Origin of the sequence: Serratia rubidaea (assembly GCF_016026735.1) — a bacterium.
Classification (GTDB): domain Bacteria; phylum Pseudomonadota; class Gammaproteobacteria; order Enterobacterales; family Enterobacteriaceae; genus Serratia_B; species Serratia_B rubidaea.
The window spans coordinates 495,142-519,200 of the sequence record NZ_CP065640.1; the positions used below are offsets into that span (position 1 = coordinate 495,142).

General features: G+C 59.5%; 22 protein-coding genes and 1 other RNA gene. 8 read left to right on the plus strand and 15 right to left on the minus strand.

Translation table 11 applies throughout. From position 1 onward, the window contains the following. Positions 1-35: 35 nt before the first annotated feature. From ubiH to I6G83_RS02275, 3 genes are read right to left on the minus strand one after another with little or no spacing between them, the layout of a single operon-like run. The gene (gene ubiH, locus I6G83_RS02265) at positions 36-1,214 is read right to left on the minus strand and encodes a 2-octaprenyl-6-methoxyphenyl hydroxylase (protein WP_054306487.1); all 1,179 of its coding nucleotides are present in this window, start codon (positions 1,212-1,214) and stop codon (positions 36-38) included. Position 1,215: 1 nt separating this feature from the next. After that, entirely contained in the window at positions 1,216-2,529 is a 1,314-nt protein-coding gene (gene pepP, locus I6G83_RS02270; protein WP_054306488.1) for a Xaa-Pro aminopeptidase, read from the minus strand. Positions 2,530-2,578: 49 nt separating this feature from the next. Continuing rightward, the gene (locus I6G83_RS02275; protein ID WP_054306489.1) at positions 2,579-3,157 is read right to left on the minus strand and encodes a YecA/YgfB family protein; all 579 of its coding nucleotides are present in this window, start codon (positions 3,155-3,157) and stop codon (positions 2,579-2,581) included. A gap of 320 nt (positions 3,158-3,477) precedes the next feature. Here I6G83_RS02275 and zapA point away from each other — a divergent pair, with 320 nt between their 5' ends. The 3 genes from zapA (at position 3,478) to I6G83_RS02290 (ending at position 4,694) form a co-directional block, all read left to right on the plus strand. Next, the gene (gene zapA / locus I6G83_RS02280; protein ID WP_015673685.1) at positions 3,478-3,810 is read left to right on the plus strand and encodes a cell division protein ZapA; all 333 of its coding nucleotides are present in this window, start codon (positions 3,478-3,480) and stop codon (positions 3,808-3,810) included. A gap of 41 nt (positions 3,811-3,851) precedes the next feature. Further along, positions 3,852-4,033: non-coding RNA, 6S RNA (gene ssrS / locus I6G83_RS02285), on the plus strand. Positions 4,034-4,085: 52 nt separating this feature from the next. Next, positions 4,086-4,694, plus strand: coding sequence for a 5-formyltetrahydrofolate cyclo-ligase (locus I6G83_RS02290; protein WP_054306498.1), 609 nt, complete (start codon positions 4,086-4,088; stop codon positions 4,692-4,694). A gap of 48 nt (positions 4,695-4,742) precedes the next feature. On the opposite strand, the gene serA is transcribed toward I6G83_RS02290, so the two are convergent. Continuing rightward, entirely contained in the window at positions 4,743-5,981 is a 1,239-nt protein-coding gene (gene serA, locus I6G83_RS02295; RefSeq protein ID WP_015673687.1) for a phosphoglycerate dehydrogenase, read from the minus strand. 372 nt (positions 5,982-6,353) lie between these two features. Then, positions 6,354-7,010 (minus strand): ribose-5-phosphate isomerase RpiA, encoded by a 657-nt coding sequence (gene rpiA / locus I6G83_RS02300; RefSeq protein WP_015673688.1) that lies wholly within the window; start codon positions 7,008-7,010, stop codon positions 6,354-6,356. Positions 7,011-7,194: 184 nt separating this feature from the next. Here rpiA and I6G83_RS02305 point away from each other — a divergent pair, with 184 nt between their 5' ends. Continuing rightward, on the plus strand, positions 7,195-8,088 hold the full coding sequence (locus tag I6G83_RS02305) for a LysR family transcriptional regulator ArgP (protein ID WP_054306491.1): 894 nt from the start codon (positions 7,195-7,197) through the stop codon (positions 8,086-8,088). A gap of 41 nt (positions 8,089-8,129) precedes the next feature. Here the strand turns inward: I6G83_RS02305 and I6G83_RS02310 are convergent, their stop codons facing one another. The 6 genes from I6G83_RS02310 to epd form a co-directional block, all read right to left on the minus strand. Beyond that, positions 8,130-8,861, minus strand: coding sequence for an oxidative stress defense protein (locus I6G83_RS02310; protein WP_015673690.1), 732 nt, complete (start codon positions 8,859-8,861; stop codon positions 8,130-8,132). Between the two features lie 200 nt (positions 8,862-9,061). Further along, positions 9,062-9,676, minus strand: coding sequence for an arginine exporter ArgO (gene argO, locus I6G83_RS02315; RefSeq protein WP_054306492.1), 615 nt, complete (start codon positions 9,674-9,676; stop codon positions 9,062-9,064). A 148-nt stretch (positions 9,677-9,824) separates the two neighbouring features. Further along, entirely contained in the window at positions 9,825-10,691 is an 867-nt protein-coding gene (gene mscS / locus I6G83_RS02320; protein ID WP_054306493.1) for a small-conductance mechanosensitive channel MscS, read from the minus strand. Positions 10,692-10,920: 229 nt separating this feature from the next. Then, on the minus strand, positions 10,921-12,000 hold the full coding sequence (gene fbaA, locus I6G83_RS02325) for a class II fructose-bisphosphate aldolase (protein ID WP_015673693.1): 1,080 nt from the start codon (positions 11,998-12,000) through the stop codon (positions 10,921-10,923). A gap of 164 nt (positions 12,001-12,164) precedes the next feature. Beyond that, on the minus strand, positions 12,165-13,328 hold the full coding sequence (gene pgk / locus I6G83_RS02330; RefSeq protein ID WP_015673694.1) for a phosphoglycerate kinase: 1,164 nt from the start codon (positions 13,326-13,328) through the stop codon (positions 12,165-12,167). A gap of 111 nt (positions 13,329-13,439) precedes the next feature. Further along, positions 13,440-14,456, minus strand: a complete 1,017-nt coding sequence (gene epd, locus I6G83_RS02335; RefSeq protein WP_054306494.1) for an erythrose-4-phosphate dehydrogenase — start codon at positions 14,454-14,456, stop codon at positions 13,440-13,442. Positions 14,457-14,855: 399 nt separating this feature from the next. On the opposite strand from epd, the gene I6G83_RS02340 reads away from it, so the two are divergent. From I6G83_RS02340 to I6G83_RS02350, 3 genes are all read left to right on the plus strand, one after another. Beyond that, entirely contained in the window at positions 14,856-15,188 is a 333-nt protein-coding gene (locus I6G83_RS02340) for a putative quinol monooxygenase (RefSeq protein WP_015673696.1), read from the plus strand. Between the two features lie 683 nt (positions 15,189-15,871). Beyond that, positions 15,872-17,146: a histidine-type phosphatase gene (locus tag I6G83_RS02345; RefSeq protein WP_054306495.1), complete on the plus strand. Its 1,275-nt coding sequence runs from the start codon at positions 15,872-15,874 to the stop codon at positions 17,144-17,146. Between the two features lie 83 nt (positions 17,147-17,229). Further along, positions 17,230-17,904 (plus strand): oligogalacturonate-specific porin KdgM family protein, encoded by a 675-nt coding sequence (locus tag I6G83_RS02350; RefSeq protein WP_054306496.1) that lies wholly within the window; start codon positions 17,230-17,232, stop codon positions 17,902-17,904. A gap of 51 nt (positions 17,905-17,955) precedes the next feature. Here I6G83_RS02350 and I6G83_RS02355 read toward each other — a convergent pair whose 3' ends face one another. Both I6G83_RS02355 and tkt read right to left on the minus strand, forming a co-directional pair. Further along, positions 17,956-18,474 carry a hypothetical protein gene (locus I6G83_RS02355; protein ID WP_054306497.1) on the minus strand — a complete coding sequence of 173 codons (519 nt, stop codon included), beginning with the start codon at positions 18,472-18,474 and terminating at the stop codon, positions 17,956-17,958. Between the two features lie 169 nt (positions 18,475-18,643). Continuing rightward, on the minus strand, positions 18,644-20,638 hold the full coding sequence (tkt, locus tag I6G83_RS02360) for a transketolase (protein WP_128143749.1): 1,995 nt from the start codon (positions 20,636-20,638) through the stop codon (positions 18,644-18,646). 238 nt (positions 20,639-20,876) lie between these two features. Here tkt and loiP point away from each other — a divergent pair, with 238 nt between their 5' ends. Beyond that, positions 20,877-21,632, plus strand: coding sequence for a metalloprotease LoiP (loiP, locus tag I6G83_RS02365; protein WP_015673701.1), 756 nt, complete (start codon positions 20,877-20,879; stop codon positions 21,630-21,632). A gap of 43 nt (positions 21,633-21,675) precedes the next feature. Here loiP and hopBF1 read toward each other — a convergent pair whose 3' ends face one another. Together hopBF1 and I6G83_RS02375 are read right to left on the minus strand one after the other, a co-directional pair. Then, positions 21,676-22,284: a T3SS effector protein kinase HopBF1 gene (gene hopBF1, locus I6G83_RS02370; RefSeq protein ID WP_054307965.1), complete on the minus strand. Its 609-nt coding sequence runs from the start codon at positions 22,282-22,284 to the stop codon at positions 21,676-21,678. A gap of 132 nt (positions 22,285-22,416) precedes the next feature. After that, the gene (locus tag I6G83_RS02375; RefSeq protein ID WP_062779339.1) at positions 22,417-24,057 is read right to left on the minus strand and encodes a thiamine pyrophosphate-binding protein; all 1,641 of its coding nucleotides are present in this window, start codon (positions 24,055-24,057) and stop codon (positions 22,417-22,419) included. Between the last annotated feature and the right edge of the window lie 2 nt (positions 24,058-24,059).

Here is a 24,059-nt window from a genome sequence, read left to right on the forward strand (position 1 = left end):
CTTAAATAATGGGGAGCGGCATCGCGGGCGTCAGCCTAGCGCTCGACCCAGCCCAGGGTGCGTTTGGCAAAGGCATCGCGCACCACGGGTAAATGTTCCATTGCCATCAGGCCCAGATTACGCCCAACCACCAGCGGCGCATAGCGGTTGGCGAACAGTTTGATCAGGCCGTCGGTCACGCCGATGGTCGCCTGCTGGTCCTGCTGACGTCGCCGCTGGTAGCGGCCGAGCACCGCATAGGCGCCGAGATCTTCGCCGGCCTGCGCCGCTTGCGCCACGGTTTCCGCCAGCGACATCACGTCGCGCAGGCCCAGGTTGAAGCCCTGCCCGGCGATCGGGTGCAGCGTCTGCGCCGCATTGCCTACCAGCGCCAGCCGGTGGGATACGTGCTGTTGCGCGGTCAGCAGGCTCAACGGGTAACTGTGGCGCTTGCCGACCTGCAGCATCCGCCCCAGACGCCAGCCGAACGCCTGCTGCAGCTCCTGCAGAAAACGCGCGTCGTCCCAGGCGTCCACCCGCTCGCGATCGTCGCGGTCGTGACACCAGACCAGCGAACTGCGCCCCTGCGACATCGGCAGCAGCGCCAGCGGCCCGTGACGGGTAAAACGCTCAAAGGCGCGCCCCTGCGGATCCTGCTCGCTGGTGACGTTGGCGATGGTGGCAAACTGCGGGTAGTCCTGCTGCCGCCACTGCACGTTGCAGGCGCGCGCCAGCGCGGAACGCGAGCCGTCCGCGGCGACCAGCAGCTGGCCGCTCAGGCGCTGCCCGTTGTCCAGCTGCACCACGGCCTGCTCGCGGCTGCGCGTCACGTCGACCACCTTGGCCGGACAATGCAGCGTCACGCCCGGCGCTTTTTCCAGCAGGCCAAACAGCCGCTGGCCGGCGTCGTACAGTTCGATCACCTGCCCCAGCGCCTCGACCTGATAGTCCTGCGCCGACAGATTGACGAAGCCGGCATGGCCGCGGTCGCTGACGTGCACCTGAGAAATCGCCGTCGCACAGTCGCGCAGCGCAGGCCAGACGCCGATGCGGCTGAGCTGCTGGCAGGTGCCCTGCGCCAGCGCAATGGCGCGTGCGTCAAATCCCGGATGCATCCGGTCGCCCGGCCGCGTGGCTTCAACCACGTCAATGCGCACCCGGCCCTGCGTCAGCGACGACAGCGCCAACGCCAGCGTCGCTCCGGCCATCCCGCCGCCAACGATAATTACGCTCATCTTATCTTGCCGCCGCCATCAACGCTTCGATCGCATCGGCGTCTTTCACCACGCTGGCGGTCAGGTTCTCATTGCCGTCCGGCGTAATCACGATATCGTCCTCGATACGGATGCCGATGCCGCGGTAGGCCTCCGGCACGTCGGCGTCCGGCGCGATATACAACCCCGGCTCCACCGTCAGCACCATGCCCGGCTCCAGCAGCCGATCGCGGTTCGGCGAACCGTAATGGCCGACGTCGTGCACATCCAGCCCCAGCCAGTGGCTCAGGCCGTGCATAAAGAACTGGCGGTGCGCCTGTTCGGCGATCAGCTGCTCGACGTCGCCTTTCATCACGCCCAGCTCCACCAGCCCGGTGACCATAATGCGCACCACTTCCGCATTCACTTCGCCGATGCTGGTGCCGGGTCTGAACAGCGTCAGCGCCTTGTTGAGGGAGGCCAGCACAATGTCATACACCGCGCGCTGCGGCGCGCTGAACCTGCCGTTGACCGGGAAGGTGCGGGTAATATCGCCCGCATAGCCCTGGTACTCGCAGCCGGCGTCGATCAGCACCAGATCGCCGTCGCGCATCTCACTTTCGTTTTCGGTGTAATGCAAAATGCAGGCGTTTTCACCGCTGCCAACGATGGTGTTATACGACGGATAGCGGGCGCCGAGGCGGGTAAATTCGTGGTGAATCTCCGCTTCCAGCTGGTATTCGAACATGCCCGGGCGGCATTTTTCCATCGCGCGGGTGTGCGCCAGCGCGCTGATTTCCCCGGCGCGGCGCATCACCGCCAGCTCTTCGGCCGATTTAAACAGCCGCAGGTCGTGCAGCCACGGCCGCCAGTCGGTCACGGTGGCCGGCGCCTGGAAGTTCTGGCGGAAGCCTTTGCGCAGCTTATCCAGCGCGGCGTAGAGGATCTGGTCCGCATAGGCGTATTCGCCCTGCGCGTGGTACACCACATCCAGGCCATTAAGCAGCAGATGCAGCTGCTCATGAATTTCATCGAACGGCAGCGCGCGGTCCACGCCCAGCCTGGCGGGCGCCGCCTCCTGCCCCAGACGGCGGCCGAACCAGATTTCCGCCGTCAGATCGCGCACCCGGTTGAACAGGACGCTGTGGCTGTGCGTTTCGTCGCTCTTAATCAGAATCAACACCGCTTCCGGTTCGTTAAAACCGGTCAGATACCAAAAATCGCTGTTCTGGCGGTAAGGATATTCTGAATCTGCGCTGCGCGTGGCTTCCGGCGCGGCAAAGATCACCGCCGCGCTGCCCGGCGCCATTTTCGCCAACAGCGCCTGGCGGCGGTTCTGAAATTCCTGCTGAGTCATGTCCTTCTCCTGAAATCAAGTCGGCCGAAGCGCACGGTCGATACGAATTTTAGTGCAGCGTAGGTTTGACGTTTTCCACCGCGGTCGGCTGGCGGCGGTTGAATTCGTTATAGCAGAGGATCGCCGCCATACGGACGTATTCCGCCACTTCTTCCAGCGACTGCTCCAGCTCTTCCTGGTCTTCGTCTTCGTCGTAGCCCAGCTGCGCGATGCTGCGCAGGTCGTCAATCGCTTCACCCACTTCATCCTTCACCTGCGCCAGCTTCGGCTGCATCATGCCAAGGCCCAGCAGGAAGTGGTTAACCCAGCCGGACAGCGCATCGGCACGTTCGAACACCGTGACCGCCTCGCCTTCAGGCAGCATCAGCTGGAACATAAATTCGTCATCGGCCAGCGTTTCGCGGATCTGATCGTACACCTGCTGCAGCGGCTGGCTCAGCGCCTGCGGGAACGCCACGCCTTCATTGGTCAGGTCGTGCACCAGCGTGCGCCAGCTGGCGTCATTGTTGCCGCCGCACAGCAAACCGCTGATTAAACCGTGCATTTCCGCCGCGGTTAACGCCACCGCCTGCTGGTTCAGCGCGGCGGACAAAGTGAAGTAATTTAGCTGTGTATTCTGTATAGACATGCGTATTCGTCATCGTTGGCAGGATAAGTTCGTGTTATGCTACCACCAAGGTCCGTGGTTATACCAGATAAGCACGCCCCTTCAGTGGCCGGTGACAGTCCGTCTGTGTCAGGGTTGGCCGGGATGATGGCAACGTTCGCCGCGGTCTGGCTATTTTTTTGACTGCCGCCGCAACGCACAGTAGATTATCATCAGGTTACTGAATAACCACGGGATAAGATGCCGGGTTTTAAGGGGTTGTATCTTGGTGCCGAGGTATATATAGTGGCGCCCCGCTTCGATAGACCGGAGCCGGCGCGAAATTTAGGCAGGAAGGTGGCATGTCTGCACAACCAGTAGATATTCAAATTTTTGGCCGTTCGTTAAGGGTAAATTGCCCGCCAGAACAACAAGATGCGTTGAACATGGCGGCGGACGATCTTAACCAGCGGTTGCAAGATCTCAAAGTTCGCACTAGAGTCACAAATACTGAACAGCTGGTTTTCATTGCCGCGTTGAATGTTTGTCACGAACTTGCGCAAGAACGCTTGAAAACTCGTGATTATGCGGCCAATATGGAACAGCGCATCCGTATGCTGCAACAGACCATTGAACAGGCGCTGCTTGAACAAGGTCGCATCTCTGACCGTCAGGATGATGCACAATTCGAATAACATAAGTTGCTGAACGCTAACGGTTCGGCAATGAGTAAAAAATTTCTCTGAGATGTTTGCCAGCGGGCCAGTCCCCTGAGCCGATATTTAGTACAAACAGAATGTATTGCTCCGCGATCGGTGAGCATGCTCGCTTGTCGAGAAGCCTTAAGATTGCGACGGTACGTTCACCTTGAACCTCGGGTTCAAGGGTTACAGCCTGCGACGGCATCTCGGAGATTCCCCCTTTTCTCAGGTTTACGCGGCCTTTAACGCGCCATGCGATCATGCCCATGATGCATTTCCAACCTCAGTTCGCCCAGCAGCGACAGGCTATCCGTCAGCAAATCCGTCAGCGACGCCGTGCGCTTTCCGCCCAGCAACAGCAGCTTTTCGCCGAGCAGACTGCCGAGCGCATCGCCGCCCATCCGCGCATTGTTGCCGCCGACAGCGTCGCGGCGTTTCTCTCTTTTGACGGCGAGCTGGATACCCGCCCGCTGATCGAGCGCCTGTGGCGCATGGGCAAGCGGCTTTATCTGCCGGTGCTGCACCCGTTCAGCCCGGGGAATCTGCTGTTCTTGCACTATCATGCCGGCAGCGTGCTGCGCCCCAACCGCTTTAATATTCTCGAGCCTGAACTGGACGTGCGTAACGTGCTGCCAACCTCGCAGCTGGCGGTCATTCTGGCGCCGTTGGTGGCGTTCGACGCTCAGGGGCAGCGCCTGGGTATGGGCGGCGGCTTCTATGACCGCACGCTGCAGCAGTGGCAGCACGGCGGCCCCTATCCGATCGGACTGGCGCACGACTGTCAGCAGGTGGAGAGCATCCCGAGCGAACACTGGGATATCCCGCTGCCGGAGATCGTCACCCCGTCCAAAGTCTGGGCCTGGCAAATCGCCCAATAGCAAAAGGCCGGGACAAGCCCGGCCTTTTTATCAGCGCTGAAACGCGAATCAGAACAGCAGGCGGGCGCGAATGGTGCCGGCAATGGCCTTCATCCGCTGCAGCGCTGCGTCGGCGCGTTCGGTTTCCGCTTCGATATCAATCACCACATAACCAATTTCCGGGCCGGTCTGCAGATACTGCGCGGCGATGTTAACGCCCTCTTCGGCAAAGATCTGGTTAATCTGGGTCAGCACGCCGGGGCGGTTTTCATGGATATGCAGCAGGCGGCTGGCGTTCGGGCTGTGCGCCGGCAGCGACACTTCCGGGAAGTTAACCGCTGACAGCGTAGAGCCGTTATCGGAATACTTCGCCAGTTTACCGGCCACTTCATCGCCGATATTTTCCTGCGCTTCCTGCGTGGAGCCGCCGATGTGCGGCGTCAGGATCACATTGTCAAACTCGCACAGCGGCGAATTGAACGGATCGCTGTTGGTCGCCGGCTCTTCCGGGAACACGTCGATCGCCGCGCCCGCCAGGTGCTTGCTGGACAGGGCTTCGCACAGCGCCGGAATATCGACGACGGTGCCGCGGGAGGCGTTGATCAGGATCGAGCCTGGCTTCATCAGCGCCATCTCGTCCTTGCCCATCATGTTCTTGGTCGATGGCGTTTCCGGCACGTGCAGGGTAACGACGTCGCTCATATTCAGCAGGTCGGACAGATGACGCACCTGCTGCGCGTTACCCAGCGGCAGTTTGTTCTCAATATCGTAGAAGAACACCTTCATCCCCAGCCCTTCGGCCAGAATGCCCAGCTGGGTGCCGATATGGCCGTAGCCGATAATGCCCAGTTTCTTGCCGCGCGCCTCGTACGAGCCTACGGCCAGTTTGTTCCACACGCCGCGGTGCGCCTTGGCGTTGGCCGACGGGACGCCGCGCAGCATCAGCAGCAGCTCGCCCAGCACCATTTCGGCGACGGATCGGGTATTGGAGAAAGGTGCGTTAAACACCGGGATGCCGCGTTTGGTCGCCGCTTTCAAATCCACCTGGTTGGTGCCGATGCAGAAGCAGCCTACCGCCACCAGTTTCTCGGCCGCGGCGAAGATTTCTTCGCTCAGATGCGTGCGCGATCGGATACCGATGAAATGCGCATCGCGGATCGATGCCTTGAGTGACTCGGTGTCTAACGCACCTTTGTGATATTCAATGTTGGTATAACCGGCAGCGCGCAGATTATCCACCGTGCTTTGATGAACCCCTTCCACTAACAGGAATTTAATCCTGTCTTTCTCCAATGATACTTTTGCCATTTACCCGACCCTATGTTCAGACTTCAGAAGCGGCTGTCCCCTCTTCCGCTCGCGGGCGCCCCGCAGGGTTTTCACCTTGCCGGCAGCCGGATGACGGGAAGAGATAAAACAGCTCGACCACCAACATAGCAAAAATAACGCGGGCGGCAATACAAACGATTGCTCAGCCCGTGGCGCAAGGGGCAGTTCAGGCAGCGGATTCTGGTTGAAAATGCCATGCAGGCAGAATTTGGCAGCAGCTTAGCCGAGGTTATGACAAAAATGTGATATATGTCACCAAATTTGGCGAATTAAAGAAAAGATGTTTTCTGCTGAGAATTATGCCGGCAACGGGCCGCGCCGGACGACGCAGCCCGCATCTGCGGCCGCAGGTTATTCGACCACTTTGACGCCGTCTGCGGTGCCGACCAGCGCCACATCGGCGCCGCGGTTGGCGAACAGCCCGACGGTAACCACGCCGGCGATGCCGTTAATTTTGTTCTCCAACGCCACCGCATCGGTGATGCTCAGGTTGTGCACGTCGAGGATCACGTTGCCGTTGTCGGTGACCACGTTCTGACGATACTCCGGCAGGCCGCCCAATTTCACCAGCTCGCGCGCCACGTAGGAGCGCGCCATCGGGATCACTTCGACCGGCAGCGGAAACTTGCCCAGCACGTCCACCTGCTTGGAGGCATCCACAATGCAGATAAACTTGCGGGCGATGGCGGCGATGATTTTTTCCCGCGTCAGCGCTGCGCCGCCGCCCTTGATCATCTGCATATGGCCGTTAATTTCGTCCGCGCCGTCGACGTAGATATCCAGCGAATCCACTTCGTTGCTGTCGAATACGTGAATGCCGAGGCTTTTCAGCTTGGCGGTGGAGGCGTCGGAGCTGGACACCGCACCCTCAATTTGATCCTTGATAGACCCCAGCGCGTCAATAAAGTGAGCGGCGGTCGACCCGGTGCCCACGCCGACGATGGTGCCCGGCTTCACGTATTCCAGCGCCGCCCAGCCTACCGCTTTTTTCAGTTCATCCTGCGTCATGCTATTTTCCATTGCCTATATACGAAAACGTATGCGTATTATAGGGTAAATCGCTCCGCTGCATGCAGGTATGGATCGCAAATTGTGGCCCGTGCACGCCTGACGTCACGCCTGCTCGGTGATGCAAGCGGCGCTATTTAAGGTATAGTGCCAGAAACCATTAACATTAAGGGATATCTCTCCGATGAAACGCCCAGACTACAGAACGCTACAAGCGCTGGACGCGGTGATCCGTGAACGCGGCTTCGAACGCGCGGCACAAAAACTTTGCATCACCCAATCGGCGGTATCTCAACGCATCAAACAGCTGGAAAACCTGTTTGGCCAGCCGCTGTTGGTCCGCACCGTGCCGCCGCGCCCCACCGAGCAGGGGCAGAAACTGCTGGCGCTGCTGCACCAGGTGGAACTGCTGGAAGAGGAGTGGCTGGGCAACGATACCGGCGTCGATACGCCGCTGCTGCTGTCGCTGGCGGTCAACGCCGACAGTCTGGCGACCTGGCTGCTGCCGGCGTTAAAACCGGTGCTGGCCGACTCGCCGATCCGTCTGAACCTGCAGGTGGAAGATGAAACCCGCACCCAGGAGCGCCTGCGCCGCGGCGAAGTGGTCGGCGCGGTCAGTATTCAGCCGCAGCCGCTGCCCAGCTGTCTGGTCGATCAACTGGGCGCGCTGGACTATCTGTTCGTCGCCTCGCCGGATTTTGCCGAGCGCTACTTCCCGAACGGCGTCACCCGCTCGGCGCTGCTGAAAGCGCCGGCCGTCGCCTTCGATCATCTGGACGACATGCATCAGGCCTTCCTGCAGCAAAACTTCGATCTCTCGCCGGGCAGCGTGCCCTGCCATATCGTTAACTCGTCGGAGGCCTTTGTGCAGCTGGCGCGTCAGGGCACCACCTGTTGTATGATCCCGCACCTGCAGATCGAGAAGGAGCTGGCGTCCGGCGAACTGATCGATTTGACCCCGGGGCTGTTCCAGCGCCGGATGCTGTTCTGGCACCGCTTCGCGCCGGAAAGCCGCATGATGCGCAAAGTGACCGACGCCCTGCTGGAGCACGGCCGCCAGGTGCTGCGCCAGGATTAAAAAAGGCGCCGTTACCGGCGCCCTGCTGTACTGTCTGCGGCTTACTGCGCGCCGCCGCGCTGCAGTTCAAACACCACGTCAACCTGATCGTCAAAATGGATGCTCTGCTGCTCATAGGTCTGCGCGGCGCTGGTTTCCGGCGCGGCGCTGGCGGCCTTATACATCCGGGCAACCGGCATCGGCTGATAGTTGGCGACGTGGTAGCGGATGCTGTACACCGGCCCCAGCTTGGCCTTAAAGCCCTGGGCCAGCGACGCCGCCTGCTGGGTGGCGTTCTCAATCGCCTGCTGGCGAGCCTTCTGCCGGTACTCGTCCGGATTCGCAACCCCCAGTTCCACCGCACGGATCTCATTCAGGCCGGACTTCAGCGCGCCGTCCAGCAGCTCGTTCAGTTTATCCAGCTTGCGCAGCGTCACCTGCACCTGACGCACGGCGCGATAGCCTTTCAGCACCGATTCGCCGCTCTTCAGGTAATCGTATTCCGGCTGCGTGCGCAGGTTGGCGGCGCTGATGTCTTTTTTCTCAATGCCGTTTTTCTGCAGGAAATCGAAATACTGCGCAACGCGCTCATCAACCTGTTTTTTCGCCTGCGACGCATCCTTGGAGGATACGCTGACTTCAATCGCCAGGGTGGCGATATCCGGGGTGGCGTCGACGCTGGCCGTCCCGGAGGTCACCACGTGCGGCCCTTCCGGCACTTCCGCCGCCTGCAGCGCCATCGGTAACGTTCCTAATCCAACCATTGCGGCCATAGCCAATGCTTTTAGCTTCACAGTGTCTCCTTAAATGACAGGCTGTTCTGATTCCTGCTTATTCATGCCGATCTTTCACCGCGGCGAAAGGCAATTTACCTTCATTTACGCGGCCGTCGTCCGGCATCAACAATCAGATCCTTGCCATCAACCCTAGCATATCGTCCGGTTTTTTTGATTCAGATTAGTGCCAAATTATGATCCAGCCCCCGGCGGCGGCGTTATTGCATGCCGTGCCAGGCCAGCTGCGCGGCGATGGCCCACATCACCAGCCCCACCAGAATATTGATGGTTCGTTGCGCCAGCTGCGTTTTCAGGTACGGCGACAGCCAGGCCGCCAGCAGCGCCAGCGCGAAGAACCAGGCGGCGGAGGCGCTGACCGCGCCGAAGGCGAACCAGGCGCGCACCTCCGGCGCAAACTGGCTGCCCAGACTGCCCAGCACCACAAAGGTATCCAGATAGACGTGCGGATTCAGCCAGGTGACCGCCAGCATGCTCACCACGATGCGCCAGCGGCTCTGCGCCAGCTCCGCCACGCTGACCGGGTCGATATGGCGGCTAAAGGCGGTGCGGAACGCGCCCCAGCCGTACCATAACAGGAAGGCGACGCCGCCCCAGGTCACCAACATCAGTAATAGCGACGAACGATGCAGCAGCGCGCTGCCGCCGAAAATACCGGCGCAGATCAGTACGATATCGCTGAGCGCGCACAGCGACGCCACCAACAGGTGATACTGGCGGCGAATTCCCTGATTCATCACAAACACATTCTGCGGCCCCAACGGCAAAATCATCGCGGCGCTCAGGGCGAAGCCCTGGAGAAAAACGGCAAGCATGACAAGTCCTCATCCGATACGTCGATTAACCGGGCGCATCATACGAAGAAGTCATTATTAGGTGAAATTGATAATTCTAATTAGGTATTAACAAGATTAATGACCGGGCGAGAGGATAAAAAAAGGGGCCTGACGGCCCCTGGCGGCGTTATTCCGCTTTGGCGGAAGCGCCTTCGGTACGATACAGATGAACGTCCATCTGCGGGAACGGAATGCCGATATTGTTGGCATCCAGCGCGCGCTTGAAGTTTTCCATCAGATCGAAATACACGTCCCAGTACTGCGCGTTGGTGGTCCAGGAACGGGTGACGAAGTTCAGGGAAGACGGCGCCATTTCGGTCAGACGAACGGTCACGCCTTTATCGTGCATGATGCGCTTGTCGGCGGCGATCACGTCGCCCAGCACCTTTTTCACCACGTCGATATCGGCGTTATAGGCGACGCCCACGACGATATCCACTCGGCGGTTCGGCTCGCGCGAGTAGTTGGTGATGTTGCCGGCGATGATTTTACCGTTCGGCACTACGATGGTTTTATTATCCGGCGTACGCAGCGTGGTGGAGAAAATCTGCACCTGATCGACGGTGCCGGCAATGCCGCCAAGGTCGACGTACTCACCGGCGCGCAGCGGACGGAACGCCACCAGCAGCACGCCGGCGGCAAAGTTGGACAGCGAGCCCTGCAGCGCCAGACCTACCGCCAAACCGGCGGCACCCAGTACGGCGATCACCGAAGTGGTCTGCACGCCGACGCGCCCCAGCACCGCGATAAAGGTGAAGGCCAGGATGGCGTAACGCGCCATCGCCGACAGGAAGTCGGACACCGTGGCGTCAATACCGCGCAGTTTCATCACCCGGTTCAGCGCATTGCTGACCACGCGGGCAACGATCATACCTACAATCAGAATCGCGATAGCAGCAACGATATTCACCGCATACTGAATCAGCAGATCCTGATTTTTTACCAGCCAGCTGCTGGCATTATTAATACCGTTTACTACGTTGAGATCTTCCATTCTAACGTCCTAATTAAACAAGCTCCCAGCGGGAGAAATCGCAAAAATACATCGCATTAACCGATGCGGAAACCACCGGGTAAGGGTAACCAACAATGGCGCGCGTTGCCAACTCTGCCAGCAAAAGCGAGGCAAAAATATCGGATAGGCCCCAAAAATAAAGGCTCCCGCCAGGGGAGCCTTTTCAGCATCAGGCAACGGGTGCGGCGCGCCGCACCGGCCGGGGGGATTACAGAACGTCGATCGCGTTCAGATCCTTGAAGGCCTGTTCCAGACGCGTCACCATGCTTGACTGTGCAGCGCGCAGCCAGACACGTGGGTCGTAGTATTTCTTGTTCGGCTGATCGGCGCCTTTCGGGTTACCCAGCTGGCTTTGCAGATAAGCTTCGTTTTCTTTGTAGTACTGCAGGATGCCGTCCCAGGTCGCCCATTGGGTATCGGTATCGATGTTCATCTTGATCACGCCGTAGCTGACGGACTCTTTGATCTCTGCGTCGCTGGAGCCGGAGCCGCCGTGGAACACGAAGTCCAGGCTGTTGTGCGGCAGGTTGAATTTCTCGGAAACGAATTTCTGAGAATCACGCAGGATGGTTGGCGTCAGCTTGACGTTGCCCGGCTTGTACACGCCGTGTACGTTGCCGAACGAAGCGGCGATGGTGAAGCGCGGGCTGATGGCGTGCAGTTTTTCGTACGCGTAAGCCACGTCTTCCGGCTGGGTGTACAGCGCAGAGGCGTCCATATGGCTGTTGTCCACGCCGTCTTCTTCACCGCCGGTGCAGCCCAGTTCAATTTCCAGGGTCATGCCGATTTTGGCCATGCGCGCCAGATATTTGGAGCAGATCTCGATGTTTTCTTCCAGCGACTCTTCAGACAGGTCGATCATATGGGAAGAGAACAGCGGTTTGCCGGTGGCGGCAAAGTGTTTTTCACCGGCGTCCAGCAGGCCATCGATCCATGGCAGCAGTTTCTTCGCGCAGTGGTCGGTATGCAGGATAACCGGCACGCCGTAATGTTCAGCCATCTGATGCACATGGTAAGCACCAGAGATTGCGCCCAGAATCGCTGCGCCCTGAGGAACGTCAGTCTTCAGGCCCTTGCCGGCGATAAACGCGGCGCCGCCGTTGGAGAACTGCACGATCACCGGTGCACGTACTTTAGCCGCGGCTTCCAGTACTGCGTTGATGGAATCGGAGCCGACGCAGTTTACCGCCGGCAGCGCAAAGTTGTTCTCTTTAGCAACTGCAAAGACTTTCTGAACGTCATCGCCAGTGATGACACCCGGTTTTACGAAATCAAAAATTTTAGACATGTTACTTTGTCCCGTTTCGTCTGCCGTTGTACCTTCTTTCCCCGTCCGCACGCCGGGCGTCCGGACAAGAGTCATCAGGTAGATGGATGTAAATCGTTGCTACTCCGAGCCGCAACCGGCGCGGAATAAAACAAACGGGCGGCTTGCGCCCCCCGTTGTCAGAATTACTGCTTAGCTCGCTCTTCCAGCATCACTACCGCTGGCAGCTGTTTCCCTTCAACAAATTCCAGGAACGCACCGCCGCCGGTGGAGATGTAGGAAATTTTGTCGGCAATATCAAACAGGTCAATCGCCGCCAGGGTGTCGCCGCCGCCAGCGATGGAGAATGCATCGCTGTCTGCAATGGCGCGCGCCACGATTTCGGTCCCCTTACGGAAGTTAGGGAACTCGAACACGCCAACCGGGCCATTCCACAGAATGGTTTTGGCGTTCTTCAGGATAACGGCCAGACGCTCGGCTGAAACGTCGCCCATATCCAGAATTTGCTCGTTGTCTTGAATTTCATTGGCCTGCTTGACCGTCGCCGTCGCGGTTTCAGAGAACTCGGTGGCCACGCGCACGTCGGTTGGCACCGGGATGTCGCAGGTTTCCAGCAGTTTCTTGGCGTTGTCGATCAAATCCGGCTCATACAGAGACTGGCCGACGTTGTTGCCCTGCGCCGCCACGAAGGTGTTGGCAATGCCGCCGCCGACGATCAGCTGATCGGCGATTTTAGACAGGGAGTCCAGCACGGTCAGTTTGGTGGAAACCTTGGAGCCGCCGACGATGGCGACCATCGGACGGGCCGGGTTGCCCAGCGCCTTGCCCAGCGCTTCCAGCTCGGCGGACAGCAGCGGGCCGGCACAGGCGACCGGCGCGAACTTGCCCACGCCGTGGGTGGAGGCCTGCGCGCGGTGCGCGGTGCCGAAGGCGTCCATCACATACACGTCGCACAGCGCCGCATATTTTTTAGACAGGGTTTCGTCGTCCTTTTTCTCGCCTTTGTTAAAGCGCACGTTCTCCAGCACTACCAGCTCACCTTCGGCAACGTCAACGCCGTCCAGGTAGTCTTTCGCCAGACGTACCGGGTTGCTCAGATGATCTTTCAGGTAGTTGACAACAGGCAGCAGAGAGAATTCTTCGTTGTACTCGCCTTCGGTAGGACGGCCCAGGTGGGACGTTACCATCACGCGCGCGCCCTGCTTCAGCGCAGCTTCGATCGTCGGCAGGGAAGCGCGGATACGCGCGTCGGAAGTCACTTTACCGTCTTTCACTGGTACGTTCAGGTCAGAACGGATAAGAACGCGTTTTCCTGCCAGATCCAGATCGGACATCTTAATTACAGACATGGTGAACCCTCTTGGTTGATTCTCTTAAAAGTTGCCTATCCCCGCCTCTTTCAGACCTGTCGCCTGGAATCCTGCGGGTTTACACGGCCGCGCCCCAACGGCGCCGCCGTACTAGAAACCGCTTGCGGCCATTGCCCGGGTGGTATCCAACATCCGGTTGGCAAAGCCCCATTCGTTATCGCACCAGACCAGGGTCTTGATCAGGTGCTGTCCGCTGACCCGCGTCTGCGTGCCGTCGACGATGGCGCTGTGCGGGTCATGGTTAAAATCAATCGAGACTAATGGTAGTTCCGTATAGTCAACTATACCACGAAATGATCCCCGTGCGGCCTTTTGCAGCAGCTGGTTGACCTCTGTCACCTTCACCTGTGAACTCACGCTGACGCTCAGATCGATAGCCGTCACATTAATGGTCGGCACCCGCACCGAGATCGCTTCAAAGCGATCGCAGAACTGCGGAAAAATGCGGGTGATGCCGGCGGCCAGTTTGGTATCGACCGGAATGATCGACTGGCTCGCCGCACGCGTCCGGCGCAGATCCGTATGATAGGCGTCGATCACCGGCTGATCGTTCATCGACGAGTGAATGGTGGTGACCGTACCGGATTCGATGCTGTAGGCATCGTCCAGCAGCTTGATCACCGGAATAATGCAGTTGGTGGTGCAGGAAGCATTGGAAACGATGCGATGTTCCGCCCGCAGCGTCTGATGATTGACGCCGAATACCACGGTGGCGTCCAGATCGTTGCCGCCGGGATGGGCGAACAGCACCTTCTTCGCGCCGGCCGCCAGATGGGCCTCGCCGTCCTGACGGCTGCCGTACACGCCGCTGCAGTCCAGCACCACGTCCACGCCCAGCTCGCCCCACGGCAGCTGCTCCAGCGCCGGCTGATGCAGCAGGCGAATCGCGTCGTCGCCCACCGTCAGCACGTCGCACTCCTGCCGCACGTCCCAGGCAAAGCGCCCGTGACTGGAGTCGTACTTCAGCAGGTGAGCCATCCCTTCGGCATGCGCCAGCTCATTGATTGCCACCACGGAAATTTCGGCGCGTCGCCCTGATTCATACAGTGCGCGTAAAACGCTGCGGCCAATGCGGCCAAAGCCGTTTATCGCTATGCGGATGGTCATGCTTGTTCCTGCTAAATGGCCCACCCTTCCAGACTTATTCGCCGGATTGCGGGTGGCGCTGACGAGTTATCCTGCTAATCTATATAGAATACTTTAGCGAACCGCCTGCTGTGAATCACCGAGTAATATTATTCACCAACTGAATGCGTAAAAATAACCGCTCACTGCGTTATTTTCAGCGGCCGTTCACACCAACTGAAACGCTTCAGCCGAGCATAAACCAAAGTTTTTTGAAAAGGAACAGATCCGACACCTTGTCCGGCAACTCGCGGACATTTTGCGGTAATAAAATGATCTAGCGCACACTTTTGCCCACTAGCAACAGCCTGCCGCCGATCCGTTTTTCCTCTGTCTTTTCCCACGCGCCTTACATTTACGGGCATCTACAAGGAGCTAATAATGAGTGAAGTTAAGATCGTCGCTACCCTGACCCCGCGACCAGAATATGTTGATGCTGTCAGAACGGCAGCCAGAAACATGGTGCCGCAAACTCATAATGAGCCGGGCTGCCTGCAGTACGACCTGCATGAAACACGCGAAATCCCCGACGTGCGCGATCTGCAGAATCAGGGCCAGACCTCTTTCGTGTTTATTGAGCGCTGGGTCTCCGAACAGGCGCTGAAAGAGCACGTGGCGATGAGCTATCACGATGACTTCCTGGCGGTGCTGGACGGCAAACTGGCCAGCCTGAACGTGCAGAAGCTGACCCAACTGGAGCCATCCAAAGCCTGATCGGCCCTGCCACAGCATAAAAAAGGCGCCGCAACGGCGCCTTCAGACTAGCGACGCACCACCCCATCGGAGTTTGACGACAGCTGGCGGAATATCTGCAACGGCTCCGGCCCGTCAGATAGAACAGCTTTATTCGATGACAACAGTTTTTCGGTTTTCAGTCCTGGAAATCATAAGCGTCATGATATTGATACCCCGTTACGCCGACTTCCCCCTCCGCAGCCGGATATGCCGCCCAGCCGTTGCTCCCCAGTGCCAGAATGTGGAACAACCGGCCTCTGAAGCCGTATCACTGCTTATCCGGAGTATGGGCGACGATCGACACCCGTCGGTTAAGAAGGCAATTCCCGTTCGGTTGATTACCCGCTGTAAATCGGAATTATTATTTTATTTACACAAAGAAAAGAATATTTATTTTATTTGGCAAGGATCACAGAACCGGGTCGGAAATATGCCCATACTGCCTTCCGCCGGTCGGGCATTTTTTTTACCCCTATCTGCACACGTGTGCAATACTAAGAAAACGACATACGGCCACAGAATTGCCCACGGAAATCGCCACCGAAATAGCGCGACGTTATCAATGTCCTGTATCACCGCCGCTATTGTTATCCGACGCAACAGTCTCAGGCACTCCGTCAGCGACTGATTCAGGTCGACTTCTAATCAATAAGGACAACAACATGTTTAGATTACGTAAATTACTGGCGGGGCTGTTCTTTACTGCCATTTCCATCAACAGCGCGCTGGCCGCCTCCTCTTGGACGCTGGAAAAAGTCGTGGAAGTCAGCCGCCACGGAGTTCGTCCCCCAACGGCGGGCAACCGCAGCGCCATGGAGGCCGGGAGCGGGCGCGCCTGGCCGGTCTGGTACAACCGGGACGGCGAGCTCACCGGTCACGGCTATGCCGCCGCTCTGCTGAAAGGCCAGGCCGAAGCGGAGAACTGGCGCCAGCACGGCCTGTTGCCGGCGGGATGCCCCGCTCCGGGCGATCTCTATGTCTGGGCCAGCCCGCTGCAACGTACCCGCGCTACCGCCAGAGCATTGACCGACGGCGCGTTCCCCGGCTGCGGTGTCGCGATTCACGGTCTGAAAGGCGAGCACGACCCGCTGTTCCACGCGCTGAAAATGGGATTGGTCACGCTGGATCCGCAGCAGGCCAAGGCCGCTATCGACCAGGCGATGAAGGGCTCTCCCGAGCGGTTAAAACAGCGCTATGCCGGTGATATCGCCCGCCTGAAGCAGGCGGTCTGCGCCGCAGACCACTGTCCGGTATTCGATGAGCCCTGGACGCCGCAGGTCAGCGCCAACGGCAAGGTCGCGATTCAGGGGCTGAATGTCCTGTCGAATATGGCCGAGACTATTCGCCTGGCCTGGAGCGAAAATCTACCGCCGGAGCAGGTCGCTTTTGGACATGCCCGCAACGCCACTGAGGTCGCCGCCCTGATGCCGCTGCTCACCCTGCGGTACAGCCTGACCAATGATATTCCGCTGGTAGCCCGGCGCGGCGGCTCGGTGCTGCTCAACCAGATCGCGCTGGCGCTACAGCCCGGCAAACGTGACCCGAAAGGGCCGCCTGAAGCGCGCTGGCTGCTGATTGTGGCCCATGACACCAATATTGCGTTTCTGCGGACTCTGCTGGGCTTTAACTGGCAGCAGGGAAACTACCCTCAGGGCAATATTCCGCCGGCTGGCAGCCTGGTATTCGAACGCTGGCGCGACAACGACAGCGGGCAGCGCTATATCCGTATTCTGTTCCAGTCCCAGAGCCTGGATCAGCTCCGCAATCTGACGCCGCCGGGGCCAAAGCATCCGCTGCTGAAAACCGAATACCGCGCCCCGGGGTGCCGCACCACCGACGTGGGTACGCTCTGCCCGCTGTCCTCCAGCCTGGAACATATGCATAAGGCTATCGATTCAGACGCGCTGCCGGACATCGGCTGGCACTCTGAGTGGTAATCACCGCTGACTAAACGCCCGCAGCGGAACCCTTTCCCTGCGGGCCGCTTCGCCGCAATACCGCGGCGCGGAGCTCATCCATCATGAAATATCTTATTTCGCTGCTGCTGTGCTTGAGCGGTGCGGTCCACCACGCTTATGCGCTGGAACTGAAGTATTACCATGAGGTTGCCGATGTCGATAAGATCCATAAGGAGAGCCTGGGCATCAGCCATGGCTTTTCCGGCGGCTTCGGCGCCGGTCTGGAATATAAACGCGCGGCCCGGGAATCAGGGAGCGCCGCATGGCGCCACGGCGGCCACGATGAATTAAAATATCATTTGAAGCAGAAATTTCAGCCGTATTCATTACTGGACGTCACGCCGGAGATGGGCTGGAGCAGAAAAGCCAACTCCCGTAAATATAAGCCGCAGCTGAAATTGAGCTACCGCTATACGAAACATCAAAAGCTGTCGCTGATGTATCGCTATGAAATAAAAAGAACCACGGGAAAAGCACGTAAGCAGACGCAAATCTGGCAGTTAATGAACGGCGATAAAATAGCCGGGGTAACGCTGAATTACGGCGTTAAATATAAGAAAAGCAATCAGCCGCTGTATCGCGGCCACCGGGAAGACGTGGAAGGAAAACTGCAAGTCAGCTACCGGCTTACCCCCAGCCTGGCGCCGTTTATTGAGTTAAAAAATACCGCCGTTTCCAGCAGCAGCGCTCATCGCCAGACGATGTTGAAAGTGGGTTTTGTCTGGCGGATGCTATAAACGCGACAGCCCACGCATCGCGTGGGCTGTTAATGTTCCGAATCGGTATGATTATTCGGTCACTTTTTTCTTCAGCTCTTCAGCGCCCTGCTTGGTTTTATCCCAACCTTTCTCGGCGCCTTCTTTGGTTTTATCCCAGGCCTTGCCAGTACCTTCCTTCGTTTTATTCCAGCCTTTCTCAGCGCCTTCTTTGGTTTTATCCCAGGTTTTTTCAGACACGTCTTTGGTCTTGTCCCAGGCCTTGCCGGTACCTTCCTTCGTCTTATTCCAGCCTTTCTCGGCGCCTTCTTTGGTACTGTTCCACCCCTTTTCTGTGCCTTCTTTGGCCTTGTGCCAGGTTTCCTGAGATTTCTCACTCACCTTGTGGCTCATGGTGTCACTTTTCCCTTCCGCTGCATGCTCAGATCTCAGCGCTTCGCCTTTATTCTGCGCCTGATGCAACGTCTCTTTTGCCGTGTTAGCACCTTTATGCGCTTCAGCTACGGCCTCATCGGATGCATGGGTAACCGTGTTGGCAAACACCGGAGCGGCCAGGAAAAGCGCAGATAGCGCAACAACTGTTTTTTTCATAGTTCCCTCATCTACAGACGTATGGATGTCACACCGGTCAATCATGACATAAACATAACGGCGTGTAATAGCCCGGCACGTGAAGCGCGCATAAAAAAGCCGGTCAGCTTTCACTGACCGGCATTGGTCCTGGTTGCCAAGGCCGTTTATGATGGCCGCTAGCCGCCGGTTACTTCAGCAGCGCCTGCGCCTGCGCCACCACGTTCTCCACGGTGAAGCCGAACTCCTTGAACAGCTGGTCTGCCGGCGCCGACTCGCCGAAGGTGGTCATGCCCACCACCGCGCCGTTCAGGCCGGTGTACTTCAGCCAGTAGTCCGCAATGCCCGCTTCAATCGCCACCCGCGCCGTTACCGCCGCCGGCAGCACCGCTTCGCGGTAGGCCGCATCCTGCTTGTCGAACGTGTCGGTTGACGGCATCGACACCACGCGCGCCTTGCGGCCCGCTGCGGTCAGCTGACCCGCCGCCTCGACCGCCAGCTCCACTTCCGAGCCGGTGGCAATCAGGATAACGTCCGGCGTGCCGTCGCAGTCCTGCAGCACGTAGGCGCCGCGATACACGTTCGCCAGCTGCTCTGCGCTGCGCGGCTGCTGCGCCAGGTTCTGACGCGAGAAAATCAGCGCCGTCGGGCCGTCGTTGCGCTCGATGGCGTACTGCCAGGCAATCGCCGACTCCACCTGGTCGCACGGACGCCAGGTGCTCATGTTCGGCGTGACGCGCAGGCTGGCCAGCTGCTCCACCGGCTGGTGGGTCGGGCCGTCTTCGCCCAGACCGATGGAGTCGTGGGTGTAGACGAACACGTTGCGCTGCTTCATCAGCGCCGCCATGCGCACCGCGTTACGCGCGTATTCCACAAACATCAGGAAGGTCGCCGAGTACGGCAGGAAGCCGCCGTGCAGCGCGATGCCGTTGGTGATGGCGGTCATGCCGAACTCGCGCACGCCGTAGTGGATGTAGTTGCCCGCCGGGTCTTCGTTCAGCGGTTTGGAGCCGGACCACATGGTCAGGTTGCTCGGCGCCAGGTCGGCGGAGCCGCCGAGGAATTCCGGCAGCAGTTTGCCGAAGGCTTCCAGCGCGTTCTGCGACGCCTTGCGGCTGGCGATGTTGGCCGGGTTGGCCTGCAGCTGCTCGACGTAGGCCTTGGCCTGCGCCTGCCAGTCGGCCGGCAGCTCGCCGCTCATGCGGCGGGTGAACTCGGCGGCCAGCTCCGGGAAGGCCTGCGCGTAGGCGGCGAACTTGTCGTTCCAGGCGGCTTCACGCGCCTGACCGGCCTCTTTGGCGTCCCACTGGGCGTAGATGTCCTGCGGGATTTCAAACGGCGGGTAGTGCCAGCCCAGCTGCTCGCGGGTGGCGGCCACTTCGGCCTCGCCCAGCGGCGCGCCGTGGGAATCGTGGGTGCCGGCCTTGTTCGGCGAGCCGAAGCCGATAACGGTCTTGCACATCAGCAGGGACGGCTTGTCGGTGACCTTGCGGGCTTCCTCGACCGCCGCCTTGATGGCGTCGGCGTCGTGGCCGTCCACGCCGCGCACCACGTGCCAGCCGTAGGCTTCAAAGCGCTTGGCGGTGTCGTCGGTGAACCAGCCGTCGACGTGGCCGTCGATGGAGATGCCGTTGTCATCGTAGAAGGCGGTCAGCTTGCCGAGCTTGAGGGTGCCGGCCAGGGAGCAGACTTCGTGGGAGATGCCTTCCATCATGCAGCCGTCGCCCATAAAGACGTAGGTGTTGTGGTCGACGATGTCATGGCCCGGACGGTTGAACTGGGCGGCCAGGGTGCGTTCGGCGATGGCGAAGCCGACGGCGTTGGCGATGCCCTGACCGAGAGGACCGGTGGTGGTCTCGACGCCGGCGGTGTAGCCGTACTCAGGGTGGCCCGGGGTTTTGGAGTGCAGCTGACGGAAGTTTTCCAGCTCGCGCATCGGCAGGTCGTAGCCGGTGAGATGCAGGAGGCTGTAAATCAACATGGAGCCATGGCCGTTGGAGAGGACGAAGCGGTCGCGGTCGGCCCAGTGCGGGTTGGTGGGGTTGTGGCTGAGGTAGTCGCGCCACAGGACTTCGGCGATATCGGCCATACCCATCGGGGCGCCCGGGTGACCGGATTTTGCTTTTTGTACGGCATCCATGCTGAGGGCGCGGATGGCGTTGGCAAGCTCTTTACGAGAGGACATGTTTTACTCCAAGTCGGATGAAAAAAGCAGTCAAGTTTGGCATTTTCTCAGACTCGGCATGAATCCGGCAATCCCTAATAGTAAATGAGAGCGAGTTCACAACTTATTAGCACGATTGGCCCGTTTTTCGGAATAACACTATTTTGCCGTCGAGTGTCGTACACTAGGCTGTTGCGAGCGAAATTGTTTCAGCTCAATAGTATAAATAACCTTGTTACTATCACAGGAAGATGGCTTTATGAAGATCCGTACCTCTTTGATTGCATTAGGTATTGCAACGCTGGTCAGCGGTTGCCAAAACCTCGACCCCAACACCCTGATGCAATCCGGCGCGCAGGCGTTCCAGGCGGCGACCCTGAGCAACGACGATGTCAAAGCGTTAAGTGATAAATCCTGCGTCGAAATGGACAGCAAGGCGAAAATCGCGCCGGCCAACAGCACCTACGCCAAACGTCTGAATAAAATCGCGGCGGCGCTGGGCGATAATATCGACGGCACTCCGGCCAACTACAAGGTGTACGTCACCAAAGACGTCAACGCCTGGGCGATGGCCAACGGCTGTATCCGCGTTTACAGCGGCCTGATGGACATGATGAACGACAACGAAGTGGAAGGCGTGCTGGGCCATGAGATGGGCCACGTAGCGCTGGGCCACACCCGCAAGGCGATGCAGGTGGCGTACGGCACGGTCGCGCTGCGCACCGCGGCGGCCTCGACCGGCGGCATCATCGGCTCGCTGTCGCAGTCGCAGCTGGCGGATATCGGCGAGAAGCTGGTCAGCGCCCAGTTCTCCCAGAAGCAAGAGAGCGAAGCGGACGACTACTCGTTCGATCTGCTGAAGAAGCGCGGCATCAACCCGAACGGGCTGGTCACCAGCTTCGAAAAACTGGCCAAGATGGAAGCCGGACGTCAGAGCAGCATGTTTGACGATCACCCGTCTTCCGAAGCGCGCGCGCAGCATATCCGCGATCGCATCGCCGCCGAAGGCAAGTAATCGTACTATTGACGGGGGCTGCGGCCCCCGTTCACGACCAAGATTACTCGCTGTCGCTCAAGAGATTATTCACCGCAAACCCTTTCAACTCTTTTACCTTCGCAATACTTTTCTCCGGCGATGAAGACTCTATCTTGCGCGGGTCGTTAATCCGCACCCTGCCGTTTTCATCGATCAGAAACTGCAAATCATCGATATGCAAATTGTGGCTTTTTAGCTGCTTAATAATATCGTTGCAGTCCTGTTCCACGTTTTTATTGAAACCTTTCTCCTCGGGTAATTCCCGTTTACCCTGGGTGATATCAGCAGCATCAATGGCCTGACGAATAAACTCTTTACTCAAGCCAAACTGCCCGTTATGGGAAACCAATCCATGTACGTCCACCACCGGGAACCCCAATTCTTTCAGCTTATGGGTGGCAGCCTGCTCGTTTTGCGCGACCTGTTCGGCGGACTGTACACCTGTGGTGCCGGGACGGAACAAACAAACACAGTGATTGGCGTTTTGCAGCGAGTGGAACACATCCTTTTGGCTGCCTTCGCCGATCTTCTGCCCTAAGGCGGCGACCTCGGTAAATTGTGCGCCGGCGGCGGCAGTGGCGGACAGCGCGGCGTTACGCGCCGCGCTTGTAGTATTGGAAACGTTAAGCATGGTTATCTCCTTAAACGATAGCGTTAGTCATCACACTGGCGTTAAGTGGACAAAAATGCGCAGCGGTTCCCGGAGGCGTTCACCCCATGCATATCACGCAAACAGGGACGGCAGACCGTCCCCGGCGCTTACTCAGTACAGCGTCTTTTGCGGCGGCCCGGCAAAGGTTAACGGCCCGACCTGTTTCATATCCACTTCCACCACCGACGGCCCCGGGTAGTTGATCGCCTCCGCCAGCACCCCGCCGAACTGTGCGGCGCTGTCTATCTTCCAGGCCTTCAGCCCCATCGCCTCCGCCACCTGGGCGAATGCCGGAGTATGCAGCTCGTTGTAATACTGACGGCCGGCGAAGTACTTGTCCTGAATACCACGCATCACGCCGTAGCCGCCGTCGTTCATGATCAGCAGCGTGATATTGGCCTGCTCCTGCGCCATGGTCGCCAGCTCCCCCAGCCCCAGCGCCAGCCCGCCGTCCCCCACCAGCCCCACCACCTTACGCTGCGGGTTGGCGATCGCCGTGCCGATCGCCATCGGCAGCCCCATACCGATGGCGCCGGCCAGCGAGTGGATGTTGCACAGCGGCGCCAGCGCGCGGAACAGCCGGCTGCCCCACACGCTGCCGGAAACGGTGATATCGCGCACCAGCAGACCGTCATCCGGCAGGGCGGCGGCGATGGCGTCGCTGAGCTTGGCATATTCGCCGGACTGCTCGCGCAGCGCCTGTTCCGCCTGCTGCACCGCGGCGGCAATGTCGGCGTCCCACGCGGCATCGACCTTCTCACCCGGCGTAAAGCGCGCCGCCAGCGCCGTCAGCAGCGCACCGCAGTCGCCGTTTACCTGCTCATCCGCCAGATAGTTGCGGTTGGCCGCCGCCGGGTCGATATCTATCTGCACCAGCGGGCGCGGCAGCGGCAGCGTCCAGGTGCGGGTTTCGTTGCTGCGCAGGCGTGAACCGGCCACCAGCGTCAGGTCGCAGCGGTTCAGGATCTGCTCCACGCTCGGCGAGTTATGGAAAGCACGCAGGCTGCGCGGATGGCTGTCCGGCAGAATGCCGCGGCCGTGGGTGCTGGACATCACCGCCACGCCGGCGTCCGCCAGCCGCTGCACCGCCGCCGCGCAGCCCAGCGCGCCGCCGCCCAGCCACAGCAGCGGCCGTTTGGCGGTCTTCAGACGTTGGTACAAACGCTCCACCGCCGCCGCATCCGCCGCCGGCAGGGCCGGTGGCGCAACGGCCGGCGTCAGCACCGCGCTGGAGACCAGGCTGCTTTGGATATCAATCGGGATCTCTACCGCCACCGGGCCGCAGGGTACGGTCTGCGCCTCCTGAATCGCCCGCTGGATCACCGCCACCGCCTGCTCGGCGCTGTTAACCCGATAGGCGCGTTTTGCACAGGCGCGCAGGAAGCCCATCTGATCTTTGGTTTCGTGAATAAAACCGGCGTCGGCATCCAGATACGCCTTTTCCACCTGGCCGGTGATGTGCAGCAGCGGCGTATTGGCGTTCAGCGCTTCAATCATCGCCCCCACCGCGTTACCCGCGCCGGCGCCGGTGCTGGTCAGCGCCACCCCGAGGCCGGAAAAACGGCCGTGGGCGTCGGCCATCGTCACCGCGCCCGCCTCGCCGCGCGCCGGCACAAAGCGGATTGCCCCGCGCTGCCCGACGGCATCGGCGATCGGCAAATTATGAATCGAGATGATGCCGTACATCGCCGACACCGCGTATTGCTCCAGAGTCCGGGCTATCGCCTCACCAACCGTTATTTTATCGCTCATCA